Annotated in this window: 17 protein-coding genes and 1 riboswitch; of the genes, 5 read left to right on the forward strand and 12 right to left on the reverse strand. The window is 68.3% G+C overall.

The window, feature by feature from the left end; translation table 11 throughout:
- Positions 1-90: 90 nt before the first annotated feature.
- Together KFLA_RS36395 and KFLA_RS03145 are read right to left on the reverse strand one after the other, a co-directional pair.
- Positions 91-936 (reverse strand): C40 family peptidase, encoded by an 846-nt coding sequence (locus KFLA_RS36395; RefSeq protein ID WP_012918308.1) that lies wholly within the window; start codon positions 934-936, stop codon positions 91-93.
- Positions 936-1123: riboswitch (cyclic di-AMP (ydaO/yuaA leader) on the reverse strand. It overlaps the preceding gene by 1 nt.
- Before the next feature lie 241 nt (positions 1124-1364).
- Complete coding sequence (locus KFLA_RS03145) at positions 1365-2333, reverse strand: pyridoxal-phosphate dependent enzyme (protein ID WP_012918309.1); 969 nt, start codon at positions 2331-2333, stop codon at positions 1365-1367.
- Between the two features lie 182 nt (positions 2334-2515).
- On the opposite strand from KFLA_RS03145, the gene KFLA_RS03150 reads away from it, so the two are divergent.
- Positions 2516-2878, forward strand: a complete 363-nt coding sequence (locus KFLA_RS03150; protein ID WP_012918310.1) for a YciI family protein — start codon at positions 2516-2518, stop codon at positions 2876-2878.
- Between the two features lie 105 nt (positions 2879-2983).
- Here KFLA_RS03150 and KFLA_RS03155 read toward each other — a convergent pair whose 3' ends face one another.
- The 3 genes from KFLA_RS03155 to KFLA_RS03165 form a co-directional block, all read right to left on the reverse strand.
- On the reverse strand, positions 2984-3166 hold the full coding sequence (locus tag KFLA_RS03155) for a YegP family protein (protein WP_012918311.1): 183 nt from the start codon (positions 3164-3166) through the stop codon (positions 2984-2986).
- A gap of 104 nt (positions 3167-3270) precedes the next feature.
- A complete protein-coding gene (locus KFLA_RS03160; protein ID WP_012918312.1) occupies positions 3271-3852 on the reverse strand; it encodes a GNAT family N-acetyltransferase in 582 nt (193 codons plus the stop codon).
- Positions 3849-4529 carry a TetR/AcrR family transcriptional regulator C-terminal domain-containing protein gene (locus KFLA_RS03165; RefSeq protein ID WP_012918313.1) on the reverse strand — a complete coding sequence of 227 codons (681 nt, stop codon included), beginning with the start codon at positions 4527-4529 and terminating at the stop codon, positions 3849-3851. The genes KFLA_RS03160 and KFLA_RS03165 overlap by 4 nt, the downstream gene beginning before the upstream one ends.
- Positions 4530-4614: 85 nt before the next feature.
- Here KFLA_RS03165 and KFLA_RS03170 point away from each other — a divergent pair, with 85 nt between their 5' ends.
- On the forward strand, positions 4615-6042 hold the full coding sequence (locus KFLA_RS03170; RefSeq protein WP_012918314.1) for an MFS transporter: 1428 nt from the start codon (positions 4615-4617) through the stop codon (positions 6040-6042).
- Positions 6043-6174: 132 nt separating this feature from the next.
- Here the strand turns inward: KFLA_RS03170 and KFLA_RS03175 are convergent, their stop codons facing one another.
- The 5 genes from KFLA_RS03175 to KFLA_RS03195 form a co-directional block, all read right to left on the reverse strand.
- Positions 6175-6681: a class I SAM-dependent methyltransferase gene (locus KFLA_RS03175; protein WP_237706710.1), complete on the reverse strand. Its 507-nt coding sequence runs from the start codon at positions 6679-6681 to the stop codon at positions 6175-6177.
- Positions 6682-6794: 113 nt separating this feature from the next.
- On the reverse strand, positions 6795-7028 hold the full coding sequence (locus KFLA_RS03180) for a hypothetical protein (RefSeq protein WP_012918316.1): 234 nt from the start codon (positions 7026-7028) through the stop codon (positions 6795-6797).
- 8 nt (positions 7029-7036) lie between these two features.
- Positions 7037-7327 (reverse strand): DUF6247 family protein, encoded by a 291-nt coding sequence (locus tag KFLA_RS03185; protein WP_012918317.1) that lies wholly within the window; start codon positions 7325-7327, stop codon positions 7037-7039.
- A 9-nt stretch (positions 7328-7336) separates the two neighbouring features.
- Positions 7337-7855, reverse strand: a complete 519-nt coding sequence (locus tag KFLA_RS03190; RefSeq protein ID WP_012918318.1) for a GNAT family N-acetyltransferase — start codon at positions 7853-7855, stop codon at positions 7337-7339.
- A 9-nt stretch (positions 7856-7864) separates the two neighbouring features.
- Positions 7865-8647 carry a TolB family protein gene (locus tag KFLA_RS03195; protein ID WP_237706711.1) on the reverse strand — a complete coding sequence of 261 codons (783 nt, stop codon included), beginning with the start codon at positions 8645-8647 and terminating at the stop codon, positions 7865-7867.
- A 227-nt stretch (positions 8648-8874) separates the two neighbouring features.
- Here KFLA_RS03195 and KFLA_RS36400 point away from each other — a divergent pair, with 227 nt between their 5' ends.
- Positions 8875-9387 carry a GNAT family N-acetyltransferase gene (locus KFLA_RS36400; protein ID WP_158307257.1) on the forward strand — a complete coding sequence of 171 codons (513 nt, stop codon included), beginning with the start codon at positions 8875-8877 and terminating at the stop codon, positions 9385-9387.
- On the opposite strand, the gene KFLA_RS03200 is transcribed toward KFLA_RS36400, so the two are convergent.
- Positions 9291-10532 (reverse strand): hypothetical protein, encoded by a 1242-nt coding sequence (locus KFLA_RS03200; RefSeq protein WP_012918321.1) that lies wholly within the window; start codon positions 10530-10532, stop codon positions 9291-9293. The two genes, KFLA_RS36400 and KFLA_RS03200, sit on opposite strands and share 97 nt — an antisense overlap.
- The gene (locus KFLA_RS03205; RefSeq protein ID WP_012918322.1) at positions 10529-11608 is read right to left on the reverse strand and encodes a helix-turn-helix domain-containing protein; all 1080 of its coding nucleotides are present in this window, start codon (positions 11606-11608) and stop codon (positions 10529-10531) included. The genes KFLA_RS03200 and KFLA_RS03205 overlap by 4 nt, the downstream gene beginning before the upstream one ends.
- A gap of 529 nt (positions 11609-12137) precedes the next feature.
- On the opposite strand from KFLA_RS03205, the gene KFLA_RS03210 reads away from it, so the two are divergent.
- Both KFLA_RS03210 and KFLA_RS03215 read left to right on the forward strand, forming a co-directional pair.
- A complete protein-coding gene (locus tag KFLA_RS03210) occupies positions 12138-12521 on the forward strand; it encodes a hypothetical protein (RefSeq protein ID WP_012918323.1) in 384 nt (127 codons plus the stop codon).
- A 47-nt stretch (positions 12522-12568) separates the two neighbouring features.
- Positions 12569-13222 carry a histidine phosphatase family protein gene (locus KFLA_RS03215; RefSeq protein WP_012918324.1) on the forward strand — a complete coding sequence of 218 codons (654 nt, stop codon included), beginning with the start codon at positions 12569-12571 and terminating at the stop codon, positions 13220-13222.
- The last annotated feature ends 43 nt before the right edge of the window (positions 13223-13265 follow it).

Here is a 13265-nt window from a genome sequence, read left to right on the forward strand (position 1 = left end):
GCGCCGCCGGAGGGGTGGGGGCGGCGACGCACGACCGGTTACCAGGCCAGCGACCCAGGGGGGAGTGGGTCTCGCTGACGGGCTAGGAACTCACTTGCGGCCGAAGGCCACGTTCGAGCTCCAGATCTTCGCCTTGCCGATGGGGCGACCCGGCTTCGAGGAGTGCCACAGCATGTTGCCGCCGGCGTAGATGCCGACGTGGTAGACGCTGCCGCCGCCGCTCTTGAAGAACACCAGGTCACCCGGCTTGGCCGCCTTGCGGCTCAGGCGCTTGGTGGCGCTGTACTGCGCGCGCGACGTACGGGGCAGCTTCTTGCCGGCCTTCTTGTAGACGTAGCCGGTGTAGCCGGAGCAGTCGAAGCCCTTCGGCGTGGTGCCGCCGTACCGGTACGGCGTGCCCTTGAGCTTCGCGGCCTCCTTCAGCACCCGGGCGTGGAAGCTCGAGCTCTTGCTGGAGCCGCCGTGCAGCAGGCCGTGGCTGGCGGCGTAGAAGAGCGAGCGCCAGGTGTTCACGGTCATGGTGCCGGTGCGGGGCAGGCCCACCCGGCGCTGGAAGTTGGCGACCGCGGTGCGGGTCGCCGAGCCGTACCAGCCACCGGCCGGCACGTCGAGGGACTTCTGCACGTACCGGACGGCCGAGCCGGCGTCCGCGTAGCGCAGCAGCGGCTTGGTGGCGATCGGCTTGTTGCCTCGGGCCCAGGCGGCCGAGGTGGTCTTCGAAGTTCCCGCGTGCGCGGTCTCCGCCGGCGTGACGACGCTGAGCGCCGCTCCACCGGACATGGCCAGGCCGACCGAGAGGACGGCGGCCGCGGCACGGGGGGCCGGCGACTTGCTGGTCTTGCGGTGCTTGGCCAGCGTCCGTCCGGTCGGCCGGGTACTGGATTCGCTCGTGGTGACGGCGCGCAGAAGCGCTGTCCGTCGGGCAGTGACGGGCATGGTTGTCTCCCGACGCCTGCGGAGTTAGCTGTCGGGTTCGGGCTGAGAGTCATTAGCCCGGTCCGCTCCCGCGGACTTCACCCCAGGGTTCCGACCACTCACGGTCGAGACCCGAGTTCCTGGGTCCCCCACCCCTGCCATGGTGTTCGAGGGGAACATGTGTGCCTGGCAGGGCTCGGCGTTGACACACATGCAGTTCGTCGTATTTGGCGAACCGCCGCCGACTGTATAACAGAACGATCACGACGCAAACCCTCAGATCCGCAGGAACCCTCTTGAAAGGCCCTCAGTGGGTCTCTGACGGGTCAGGGACTCCTGGTGAACATCAGGTGTCCTGAGCGCTTCTGAGCGGGGCTGAGGCGGCCGCACAGCTCAGATACGTGATCTGCATCACAATGGCAAGTCGCGCTCTGTGACAACGGGCACAGTCAGTGCTCGGGCCGCCCCGGCCCGAGCAGGTCGTGAAACCTCTGCAAGCCCACGTTCCCGCCTGAAAGCACCACTCCGACCCGTTCCGGAAGCCCGGGAACCCGGCCGGACAGCAGTGCCGCCAGCGCGCTCGCGCCGCTCGGCTCCACCACGATCTTCAGTCGTTCGAAGGCGAACGCCATCGCCGCCCGGATCTCGTCGTCGGAGACCAGCGCGAAGGCCTCGACCAGCGACTGGTTCACGGCGAAGGTCAGCTCGCCCGGGGTCGCCACGGCCTGGCCGTCGGCGATCGTCCGCGGCACCTCGATCGCCACCCGGTGCCCGGCCGCCAGCGACCGGGCGTGGTCGTCGCCCGCGGCCGGCTCGACGCCGATCATCCGGATCCCAGGCACCAGGGCGGTCGCCACCGTCGCGCACCCGGCCAGCAGTCCGCCCCCGCCGACCGGGACCAGCAGCGCCCCGAGCGGGCCGACCTCCTCGATCAGCTCCAGCGCGACCGTGCCCTGTCCGGCCATCACGTCGTAGTGGTCGTACGGCGGGATCAGCGTCAGCCCGCGATCCGCCGACAGCTTCGTCGCCAGCGCGTCCCGGTCCTCGGTGTACCGGTCGTAGGTGACCACCTCGGCGCCGTACTCCCGGGTGGCGGCGACCTTGGTGGGCGGCGCGTCGGTGGGCATCAGGATCACCGTACTCGTCCCGGCCAGCGCCGCCGCCAGCGCGACGGCCTGCGCGTGGTTGCCCGACGAGAACGCCGCAACGCCCCGCGCCTTCTGCTCGTCGGTCAGCCGGCTGATCGCGTTGAACGCGCCACGGAACTTGAAGGCCCCGACCCGCTGGAAGTTCTCCGCCTTCAGGAAGACCTGGGCCCCGACCCGTTCGTCCAGCGTGCGCGACGTCAGGACCGGCGTACGGTGCGCTGCTCCTTCGATGCGTTTCGCTGCGGCCCTGACGTCCTCGATACTCAGCATGAGGCCGAACCTACCGCTCCCGCAGGGGATTCGGCTGCCTTCGAGGGCCGGCCGGAGCCCTGCTCGGCGCGCCCGTTGTGGCCGGGGGAACTCGTAGCATCGCGATGTCAAGACGGCCGGAACGGCTCCGTACTGAAGACGAGTGGCTCCCGTCCGGGGGAGCCGGGACCGGAGGAGACACCGTGAAGTACCTGGTGGTGCTGAACATCAACCCCGACGTGCTGCAGGCTCTGACCGAGGAGGAGCAGCAGGCGATCTTCAGCGGGCACGAGAAGTTTCTCGCGACCGTGCAGGAGTCCGGCGAGTTCCACAGCACCGTCGCGCTCGCCGAGCCGGCCAAGTCGTCGGTGGTCAAGGTGCGCGACGGCGTACCGGCCGTGACCGACGGGCCGTTCCTGGAGTCGAAGGAGTTCCTGGCCGGCTACTACCTGCTGGACTGCGCGAGCAAGGAGCGGGCCCAGGAGTTGGCCGCGATGATTCCGGACGCCGGGATCGAGGGCCTCGGCGTGGAGGTCCGCGAGGTCGTCTTCGAGCTCGAGCGCTGATCACCGGCTGAACCGGCCGACGGCAGGGCTTCCGGGATCGGAGTGCCCTGCCGTCGTCGCACGGCCAGAGCTGCGCGCGGCCGGTGAGTGCGTGGTGCCGGTAGATCAGGAGGTCTGGTCGTCGACGTTCGCGCCCGGCGCGTTGGTCTTGATCGACTCGATGCCGTTCAGCGCGCCGGCCTTGGTCTGGTAGCTCTCGCTGCTGGCGATCACCTCACCGTTGCCGGCCTTGAGGCGGAACCGGTACCCGCCCGACTTGTCCTCGTAAAGCTCGAACTTGGCTGCCATGCGGACCTCCCGTTGGTTTGGGGTGACGACGCTTCGGAGCGTAACCCGCACCGAGCGTGCTGTCCGGCCGACACGGGACAACGCTCGCTTCGATGGAGCCGAGCTCAAGAAGCAGCTGGAGGCTTGGCGGCTCCCGGCCAGGGGCCGGGCGGCGGTCCGTCGGCCTCCGGCCGCTCCTCCTTCTCTGTTTTGTACCGGCGCAGACCGCGGGCCTCGTAGTTGCCCAGGGCGTTGGGCCCGTCCAGGGTGTTCGTGTGCAGCCAGACCCGGGTGACCTGGTCGATCTCGGGATGCCGCTGCGGGAACGACCACGCACTGCGGAGCCCCACGGTCAGCAGGTGGCCGCCGATGCCCCGGCCGATGAAGCCGGGCAGCAGGCCGAAGTTCTCCACCTCGACCTCGGTGCCTTCGGCCTTCAGTGCGATGTACCCCGCCGGCACGCCACCGGCGTACGCGACCCAGGTCTCGAAGGCAGGCCTGGTCAGCCACGCGATCCAGCGATCCCAGGTCCAGCTGAGCTTCTCGGTCCAGTACCAGTCGCCGCCGACCGACGCGTACAGGAACCGGGCGAACTCCGGCGACACCTCCTCGACCAGCCGTACGTCAACCGGCTGCCGCGGCTCCTTGGCGGGCCGGACCCCGTTCGGGCTGGTTTGCTCGAGGTAGGTGATGGTGCTGGTGCTCATGCGTCCTGCCGGGCGAGGACGCCGGTGATGCCGGCGACGACCAGATCGATGCCCAGCGTGTAGTAGTCGTCGGTCGAGGTCGGGCAGACCAGGACGTGAGCCGTGCTGGTGACCAAGGGGTATCGCTTCGGGTCGAGCGCACCCAGGTTCGCGCGCTTCCGGCGCAGGGACTGCTCGCGTACGGCGGGTTCTGGGTCCTCGCCGGCGCCCGGCTCGGTGGTGACGAGCGAGACCAGTGAGCAGATCGACTGACGGCCGACCTCGGCGGCGTGGTCGGGACTGAAGCCGCCCTCGACGAGCAGCCCCAGCGTCCGCTCGGCCAGCTCCAGGCCGGACTCGGTCACCAAGATCCGGGGCAGCGTGAGACCAGCCACGTTCGGGTGCGGGCGGAGGGCGGCGACGAAGGCGGTGAGGATGTCGCGCAGCCGGCGGTCCCAAGGCTGCGCGGACGGCTCCGGGAGAGTGATGTCGGCCAGCAGTCGGTCGGCGAGCGCGGCGAGCAGGTCGCTCTTGTCGCTGAAGTGCCGGTAGAGCGCCATCGGCGTGACCTCGTGCACCTGGGCGAGCCGGCGCAGCGTGACTGCGTCCAGCCCTTCGGTGTCGGCGATCAGCAGCGCGCTGTCGACCACCTTCGCCGGATCGAGCCGTCGCGGACTCTCCTTGCTGAGCGTGGGCATGTTGACAAGTTTACATCGTAGACCTTACGTTGACGGCGTCCGCATACAGCGTATACATACAACGTAGACAAGTGAGGTAGTCGCCATGCGACGCAGTCCTTGGGCCACCCTGGCGGTGCTGGCCCTGGCGCAGTTCATCGTCGTGCTCGACGTGACGATCGTGAACGTCGCGCTGCCCGACATCCAGGCCGACCTGGGCTTCTCGGCCGAGACCCTGCAGTGGGTGATCAGCGCGTACACCCTGCTGTTCGGCGGCTTCCTCCTGCTCGGCGGCCGGATGGCCGACCTGCTCGGCCCGCGCCGGGTGTTCGTCGCGGGCCTGCTGCTGTTCGGCGTCACCTCGCTGGTCGCGGGACTGGCCGAGTCGCCCGGCTTCCTGATCGGCGCCCGGGCGGTCCAGGGTCTCGGCGGTGCGCTGCTGTCACCGGCGGCGCTGGCGATCCTGACCGTCACCTTCGCACACGGCCGCGAGCGCAACATCGCGATGGGTGTCTGGGGTGGTCTGGCCGGTCTCGGCGGCACCCTGGGCGTGGTGGCCGGCGGCGTGCTGGTCGACGCGCTCAGTTGGCAGTGGGTCTTCTTCGTCAACGTGCCGATCGTGCTCGCGCTGGTCGCGGTGATCCCGGTCTTCGTGCCCGACACCCGGCACAACGAGAACGGCCCGCGTGGCTTCGACACCGCCGGCGCCATCCTCGGCACCGGCGGCCTGCTCGCGATCGTGTACGCCGTGGTCCGCGCCGAGCCCGAGGGCTGGGGTTCGGCCGAGGTGATGGGTTTCCTGGTCGGCGGCGCGGTGCTGCTCGTTGTGTTCGTCGCGGTCGAGGCGCGGTCGAAGGCGCCGCTGATCCCGCTGCGGCTCTTCCGGTCCCGTGCGCTGAGCGTGTCCAGCATCTCGCTGGCACTGAACGGCGCGGGCTTCCTGTCGATGTTCTTCCTCACCGCGATCTACCTGCAGCAGGTCCGCGGCGACTCCGCGCTCGACGCCGGCATCCACTTCTTGCCGATGGGCGCCGCGGCGGTGCTCGGCGCGGTCGCCGCGTCCCAGCTGGTCCAGAAGCTCGGCACCCGGACCGTCCAGCTCGGCGGCACGGTGCTGAGTGTCGCCGGACTGCTGCTCCTGTCCCGCGCGGACGCCACCGGCGCCTACTCGACCCAGCTTCTGCCGGGCCTGGTCCTGTTCGGCGTCGGCATCATCGCGGTCGGCGTACCGGCTCAGATTGCTGCCGTGTCCGAGGTCGAGCACCACGAAGCCGGCGCGGCCTCCGGTGCCGTCACCACCATGTACCAGGTCGGCGGCGCGCTGGGTTTGGCGATCGTCACCACCCTCTCCGTCACCCGGACGACGGACGCGCTGGCCGAGGGAGTCGCCCAGCAACAGGCTCTCGTCGAGGGCTTCCAGCGCGGCATCCTGATCGCCGCGTTGTTCGCGATCGCCAACGTCGTCGCCACGATTCTCACTCCGCAGCTGCAGCCGACCGCCGACCAGCTGGCGGAGGCCGCAGCCGCCGCCTAGCCGCTGGCACCTGAACCGCTCCGGCGGGGAGCTGGATCGCCCAGCTCCTCGCCTCTCCGCAGTCGCCCAGTTGATTGCTAACGGCAACGAACAGCAGCGACTTCTGCCTTCGTCGCCCGGTCGTCGAGCCTGCTAGGACTTGCGTGCCGTGACGATCATCGCCGTACCGGCGGTCCGCGTCGGCGGCTGCCAGCTCTCCGTCTCCACGCCGCCGAACCCCGCGGTCTCGATCTCCTCCACGAGCCCACCCGGCGCCCACTTCTCGTGCACCGACAGCAGCATCCGCCCACCCGGCTTCAAGATCCGGCGGATCTCCGCGAAGCCCGCCGGCCGATCCGCCCACAACTGCACGTTGTTCACCGACAGCACGACGCTCGCCGACTCGTCCGGCTGATGCGTGTCCGCCGCTTCCCCACGCACCAGCTGCACCTTGCCCGCCTCGACCAGATCCCCGCACCGCTGCCGCGCCGCCAGCAACATCGTGTCCGACGGGTCCACCCCCACCACGATCCCGGCGTACTGCGCGGCCGCCCGCAGCCCCACCCCGGGCCCCGGCCCGAGCACCACCACATGCTCTTTCGGCTGCACTGCGGCCAACTCCACCACGTACTTCTCCGTCGGCCCGTTCCCCCGAGCCATCACCCAACCCCCGAGTCGCCCAGCCACCCCCTCCGGCCGCCCGAACGCCTTCATCAACACCGCATCCAACACACCCATGCCTCATCACACCACGCAGGCACATCGCCGAAGCGTCAACCCACCCACGTGACGTCGAAGATCCTCAGCAACTGCCGACTGTCATCGACGTAGAAGGAGAGCAGGCCCAGCGGATGGAAGGTCGTCTGCCTGAACGCCGGCTCGCCGGCGCCCAGCGCCATGCTGTCCCAAGGGGCGACGACCAGCTCCGTCGCGCGGCGCACCAGCGCGTCGAAGGCCTCCGCGGGGAGTCCGTCGAGCTGTGCCAGGGCGGCCGCGTGGAACTCCACGCGGCCGCTCACGACCGGGTGGGCCAGTCCGGAAGAACCTGGTCGGCCGGCACGAACTCGCTGTCGCAACCCTGGCGCGCCGCCGCTGCTGCCTTGTCGAAATCAGGATTCGAGTAGGCGACTGCCCGTAGCTGCCACAGGTGCAGCACATCGCGCAATTGCCGGAACCGCCAGACCTCGTGCGCGGCGTCGAGCGCCTGGTGGTACTCGCTGAGGAATTGTTCGTGCCACTTCGCCGGCAGCACGCGCAGGATCTCGGCGGGGTCGTCGCCCGGTCCCTGGAGCGGTTGCGCGGTCATGGAGCCAGGTTAACCGGTCGGCCGGCTCCTGGGCTGTGGATTGTCCACAGGTGCCAGCTCCAAGGCGTAGCTGAGGCCCGGGCGGCCGTCCAGTTGCAGGTCGCCGGTGGGGGTGAAGCCGGCGCGGTGGAGGACCTTCTGGGAGGCGACGTTGTCCACCGTGGTGACCGCCGTCAGCCGCGTCAGCCCGTACGCCGTACTGGCGAGCTGCGCGACCTCCTGCACGGCCCACGTCGCCAGCCCGCGGCCGCCGGCGGACTCGGCGATGCGGTAACCCAGTTCGGCCGACCCGTCGACCACCTCGACCAGATTGACCCGGCCGACGATCTCGGCACCGTCGACCAGCACGTGGAAGTGGTCCGACCCGGCCGCCTGGAACTCCAGCAACGCCTTGTGCCGTTGGGAGAACTCGGCGAAGTACGCGTCGCCGCGATCGGGGATCACCCGCGCGAAGTACGCCCGATTCTCGAGCTCGAACCGGAGCAACTCGGCCTCGTGATCCGCCCGCAGCCGTTCCAGCACAACCATCCGCCGAACCTACAGCGGGTACGCGACGTACGCGAAGGAATTGCTGTCCGGCGACCAGCTCGGCACGTTCATCGTGCCTTGCCCACCGAACACCGTGGCAACCTCCCGGATCCCCCCATCGGCCGTCAGCAACCGAATCCGCACGTCCGCGACATCGGCCGGATGCCCCACGGTCCCGGGCGGAAAACTGACGTACGCCACCGCCGACCCGTCCGGCGCCGGGTGCGGGAACCAGTTCACCCGCTCGTCATCCGTCAACTGCTCCGGCACCCCACCCGCCGCCGGCACGCGGAACAACTGCGCATGCCCCGGCACACTCGCCGCCCGCTCGGAGTTGAAGTAGATCCACCGACCGTCCGCGCTGTACTCCGCCCCGTCGCCGGCGTATGCGTCATCGGTGATCTGCACGTCGTCGCCACCGGCCGCCGGAACCGTGCACACGTTGGTGATCCCGCGACGATCCATCCCGATGTAAGCCAGCGTCCGCCCATCGGGCGAAACCCCGTGCAGGTAGTGCTTGAACCCCTCTCCGCGATCGTTGCTCACCCGCCGCGCCACGCCTGCGCTCACGGCGTACAGATGTCCGTCCTCGGCCGAGACGTACACAGTCGCCCCGTCCGGGCTCAGCACATGATCGTTGTTGACCGGCGGCACTCCACCGAGCGGAATCTCCTGCAACTCTCCGCCGGTCACCGCAACCCGGAACAACTTGCCGTCCCCGTTGACCACCAGCCACTCGCCGTCCGGAGTCCAGTTCGGCGCCTCCACCAGCACCTCCGTCGACCGGTGCACCAGCCGACTTTTCCCAGTCCGCACATCCACCACAAAAACCTCGGCCAGCTGACCCGAACGCAAACGACGCGGCATACCCACCAACCTATCCACCATCGGCCTGGCCAGCCCACCGGAGCAACTCACCTCGGCGACACTCAGCGCGCAATTGCCGCCCGGTACCGGATGGCCAACACTGGAAGGCGGCTGAACGGCCTGTGCTGAGACGCGCCGACGGAGGGTCGACCTTGGACGTCGAAGTGCTAGCTGAGGACGATTGGGCAGTTCTGCGACAGGTTCGGCTGCGAGCCCTCGACGATTCCCCGGCCGCGTTCCTGTCGAGCTATCAGGCCGAGGCGGCCGCGGGCGAAGAGTACTGGCGTCACCGCTGCCTAGCGTACCGCTGGGTCGTCGCTCGCAACCAGCATCGGGCGGTAGGCCTGGTGTGCTCCGTCAAGGTTCTCGATCGGCCGGCGGACGAACGGCATCTCGAGTCGATCTGGGTTGATCCCGCACACCGCCGGCAAGGCGTGCTGCGCGCAATGCTCCATCACTTGGCCGAGCTCGAGCCGGAGGTCCGCAGCTGGCTGGTCTGGGTGCTCGACGGAAATGACGAGGCCCGCGCGATCTACGAACGGTTGGGTTTCGCGTCCACCGGCGAGCGTCAGCTGCTCAGTACTTTGGGGCGATCGGAGGAACGGATGAGGCTGGAGTCGAAAGCAGCTGTGCGCGACTTGGACGATCCTGGGTCGGTGCCGTAGCCGCACGAGACCCACTTCTCGACCTGCAGTTCGTTCATGGCTTCCCGCTCACTGAGAGCGGTGCCTCTCCGCGGCATCACCTGCTGCCAGCGAACATCGTCCTCGCGCCATCGCTCAATGAAGTCGACACACAGTTCTGGTGTGATGATGTCCAGTTGCTCAGCAGCTTTGCCGAGCGACTTCTGCGCTTTGCAGACCGCCGACGTGCCCGACTCGCTCGTGTACGGAACGGCTGACAGACGATTGTCAGTCTCGGAAATCATCTGGCGCCGGTCCTCGATGAACAGTCGCCAGTGACGGCTACTGGTCGCGGCCCGCAGCTGTTCGGAAAGATCCCACCCAGGTGTTCCGTTGAACAACGCATAGAGGCCCTCGGCAAGGAGGTCCCCCAACTCCTCCCGGGCGGCCCGCTGCGGATCGAAGTACGGGTCGTACTCGTCCTGCCGGACCTCGCCGACCTTGGGCAGCGAACGCGCGGCCGCGTGCTGGGCGAAGAAGAACCAGTCCTCGTTGTAGACGTCCGGAAAGAACGACACGGCCGAGTGCTGGGTGTTGACGCCCAGCACCGCGCCGCTGACGAACACGTCCTGTCCCAACCCCGCGAGGCGGCGGGCGTGACACACCACCGAGTTGTCCGGAAACTGCTTGCTGGCCATCGCCGCGACCGGGTGGCGGTCGAGATAACCGGACAGCCGCGCGACATCGCGCGGGCGCAGCTGAGAGATGTCGTCGTCGACAAACAGGATCTTGCTCCAGCCGCGCAGCCGGGCCAGGACCAGCCCGAGGTTGCGCTTGATGCTCAGGTCGCTCGCCCGCTCGGCGCTGGCTTTCCAGAAGGCCCGGTCGGAGGTGAAATGGTGATGATCCAGCAGTTGGTAGTCGTGCGGTACGTCGATCACCAACGCCCGCGCGCCGAACGTGGCCTCGACACGTTCCGCAACCTTTTCCACCTGCGCCTGCCGGCTGCACAGCACGACCAACGGAACGGACAGGTCGGCCGACAGCGAGATCAGCCGCTGCAAGGACGGCCGGGAAGCCGGTACGACGATCGCGTCCAGCCGGCTCCCGGACGGCGAGGTGGACGCCGTCGACACATCGCGCAGAAGCGAGGCGTGCGAGGACACATGTTTGACGGAGTTGTTCACTCGGCTGTCGTCTTCTCGCTCGGCGACCACTCGTAGAGCCGGTTCGCGGCGATTTCCAGATCGGGGGAGATCGCCTCGCCGTTCACCACCGGGACCCGCAGGAGCAGGGCGAACGATCCCTGCGGGAAGTGGCTGGAAAGAAATGCCTCGTTGCGCTCGCGCACCGCGACATCGGTGAGCACCCGGACCGACCCGAGCACGCCGCGGCTGTGGATGCCGTTGCAGATGGTGATGGTCCGGCTGTGGTTGAAGGGATTACGCAGCCGGGCCAGCAGGGCGACGTCCTCGACCAGTTCGCGGCCGTTGTCCCCGTCGTCCCAGACCGGCCGGAACTCCCGGCCGCCGGGTCCGCTGGATCGAAAGATCTCGCCCGTCTTCAGGTCCTCGACCTCGACTTGGGACACCGGCAGCTCGCGCAGCGTCTTGAGGAGCCGCTTGGTCACCTGGTTCCAGGCGATGCCGCCGAGCACGACCACGTGACTGGACAGGTCGTCGGCGACCACCTCCGAAGGCAGTCGGTGCACGACGCTCAGTTCGGGGTTGGATGCGCGAAGGTGCCCCCACAACTCGATCAGCGCATCCAGGTCGGCGTACCGGTACATGCGCGTGTAGTTGGGGTTCTTCTCGTTCGCCAACGGAGGCCGTCCCGGCAGCGGCGCCTCGGGGCAGATGATCGTGATCGGGCCGCTCTCGAAGTCCCAGGTGTAGGAGCCGCCGATCGGCGAACCGCTGCCGCCACCCTGACTGCGGACCGCCTCGCGCAGCGCCACGAGTTCCTGGTGCAGGTCCTGGAATCGCTGCCGCTCGTCCGCCGTGAGCTCGCTCTCGGGCACCAGGTGCGGCGGGTCGGTGATCGGCCGGTCCGAGCAGAAGAACAGCGCGTACGAGCGCAACCGGTCAGCCGGCGGCAGCTTGGGATTGGTCAGGGACTCCCATGAGCTGATCGTCGCGACGGCGACCCGCGAGTCGTCGCTGAGCGCACGAGCCAGCGTCGCCTGAGTCAGGCCGGACTCGTGCGATTCGCGCAGGCCTCGCAGTTTCCTGGCCAGCCGAACGGCCTCTGGTGAAGGGCCCAAGATCACTCCCGGATCGTCGTTGACTCGCGTGATCCCGCGCCCGGTAACCGTACACCTGTCTACACCCGAAATCGGGTGTAGCACTAGAAGCGGTGTGTTAAGTCTCAACCGACGACCTTGCGCCTTGGTTACGCTCACACCACGGTGTGACTCTCGGACCCTGACCTCTGTTCGGTAGCCGATGGTAACGGTTCATACCACTTCGCCGTACCGGGTTGTACCGAACTACACCTCGGTCTACCGTAATCTCATAGAATCTACTGACCCCATGATGGAGTCAGGATTCCACGGTAGAGGAGACGACGGGACCCCACTCGGCCACGCACGGCGCTCTTGGTGTTCTGTCCAGACTTGCCAGTCTGTCGACCAACCCGGCGCCGCCAGCGGGTCGCTGTCGTGGCGTCGTCCAAGTCCATGCCCACCGCGTTTCGCGCGGCGTTCGCTGGTCCTCGTTCGAGCCGGGGTTGCGCTCGGTCTCGAACGACCGAGTTCTGCGCTACCAGTCCGTGGACGTTCGGAGGTGGTGACCATGCTGCAGCGTCTGCCGCGGTCGAGCACGACCACGCGCAGCACCTCGCGCTCCGGCATCAGCATGTGGGCCCTGATGGCTGCTGACCTGATGACCGTTGTCTGGATGCACACGTTCGGGCCCTGGCTCGATCACTCGTCGCGGCTCACCTCCACAGCGACGCTGGGAGGGCACCACCTGATCGTGCTGGTGTTCGCCGCCGTCGGCTTCACGATGCTCGCCGGCCTCGCGCTCCTGTCCGAAGGTTTCACCAAGTCGACCCCGCGGCTGACTCTGGCCACGAACGTCGCCTGCATCGTCTCGGTGGTCGCCCTGGCAGGCCTCGTCGCCTTCGTCCTGGTCGCCCTCCTGAGCCGCCTCGTCTTCGGCAAACTCCGTCCGTGACCGACCCCTCCGCCTTCATCATGGATGCAGCCTGCTGAAGGAGGGCAATGAGACACATCTACCTCGTCACCCATCCCGAGGCCCAGCACCACGTCGACGGCATCGTCGGAGGCTGGCACGACTCAGAGCTGACACCCCGCGGACGCCTGCAGGCCGAATGCATCGCCGAGGTCCTGGCGAGCAGGATCGGACAACAGCCGGTCGAGGTCTACTCCTCGGATCTGAGCCGAGCCAGCCAAACGGCGGAGCGCATCGCCCAAAGCCTCGCCGTCGAAGTCCAGACCGATCCACGGCTCCGCGAGAGGTCCAACGGCGAGGCCGACGGGCGTCCCCAAGCGTGGCTGGCCGAACGCCGCATCCCACTCCCGGAGTACGGCGACCGCCTCGGCCACCACGACGGCCCAGCCGGCGCGGAGACCCGCCTGCAGCTGGTCGAACGCCTGTACCCGGCCCTGGCCGACATCCTCCGCCAGCCAGTCGCCCACCAGATCGTGGTCTCCCACGCAAGCGCATCCAGCTACCTGATCGCAGCCTGGATCGGCATGCCGAAAACATCGACCGACCGGGTCTTCTTCCCCCTCACTGCAGGCAGCATCACCACCCTCCGCCGCAACGACACCCACCACAGCCACCAGGTCGTCACCCTGAACGAAACCGCGCACCTGCGCGCCGTGGAGGACCCACCACCGGCCGGAAGCTGAGTCCCGACCAGGCCTTCTGCCCTACCTCGTGCACCGATCACAC

Origin of the sequence: Kribbella flavida DSM 17836 (assembly GCF_000024345.1) — a bacterium.
In the GTDB taxonomy this organism is placed as follows: Bacteria; Actinomycetota; Actinomycetes; order Propionibacteriales; family Kribbellaceae; genus Kribbella; species Kribbella flavida.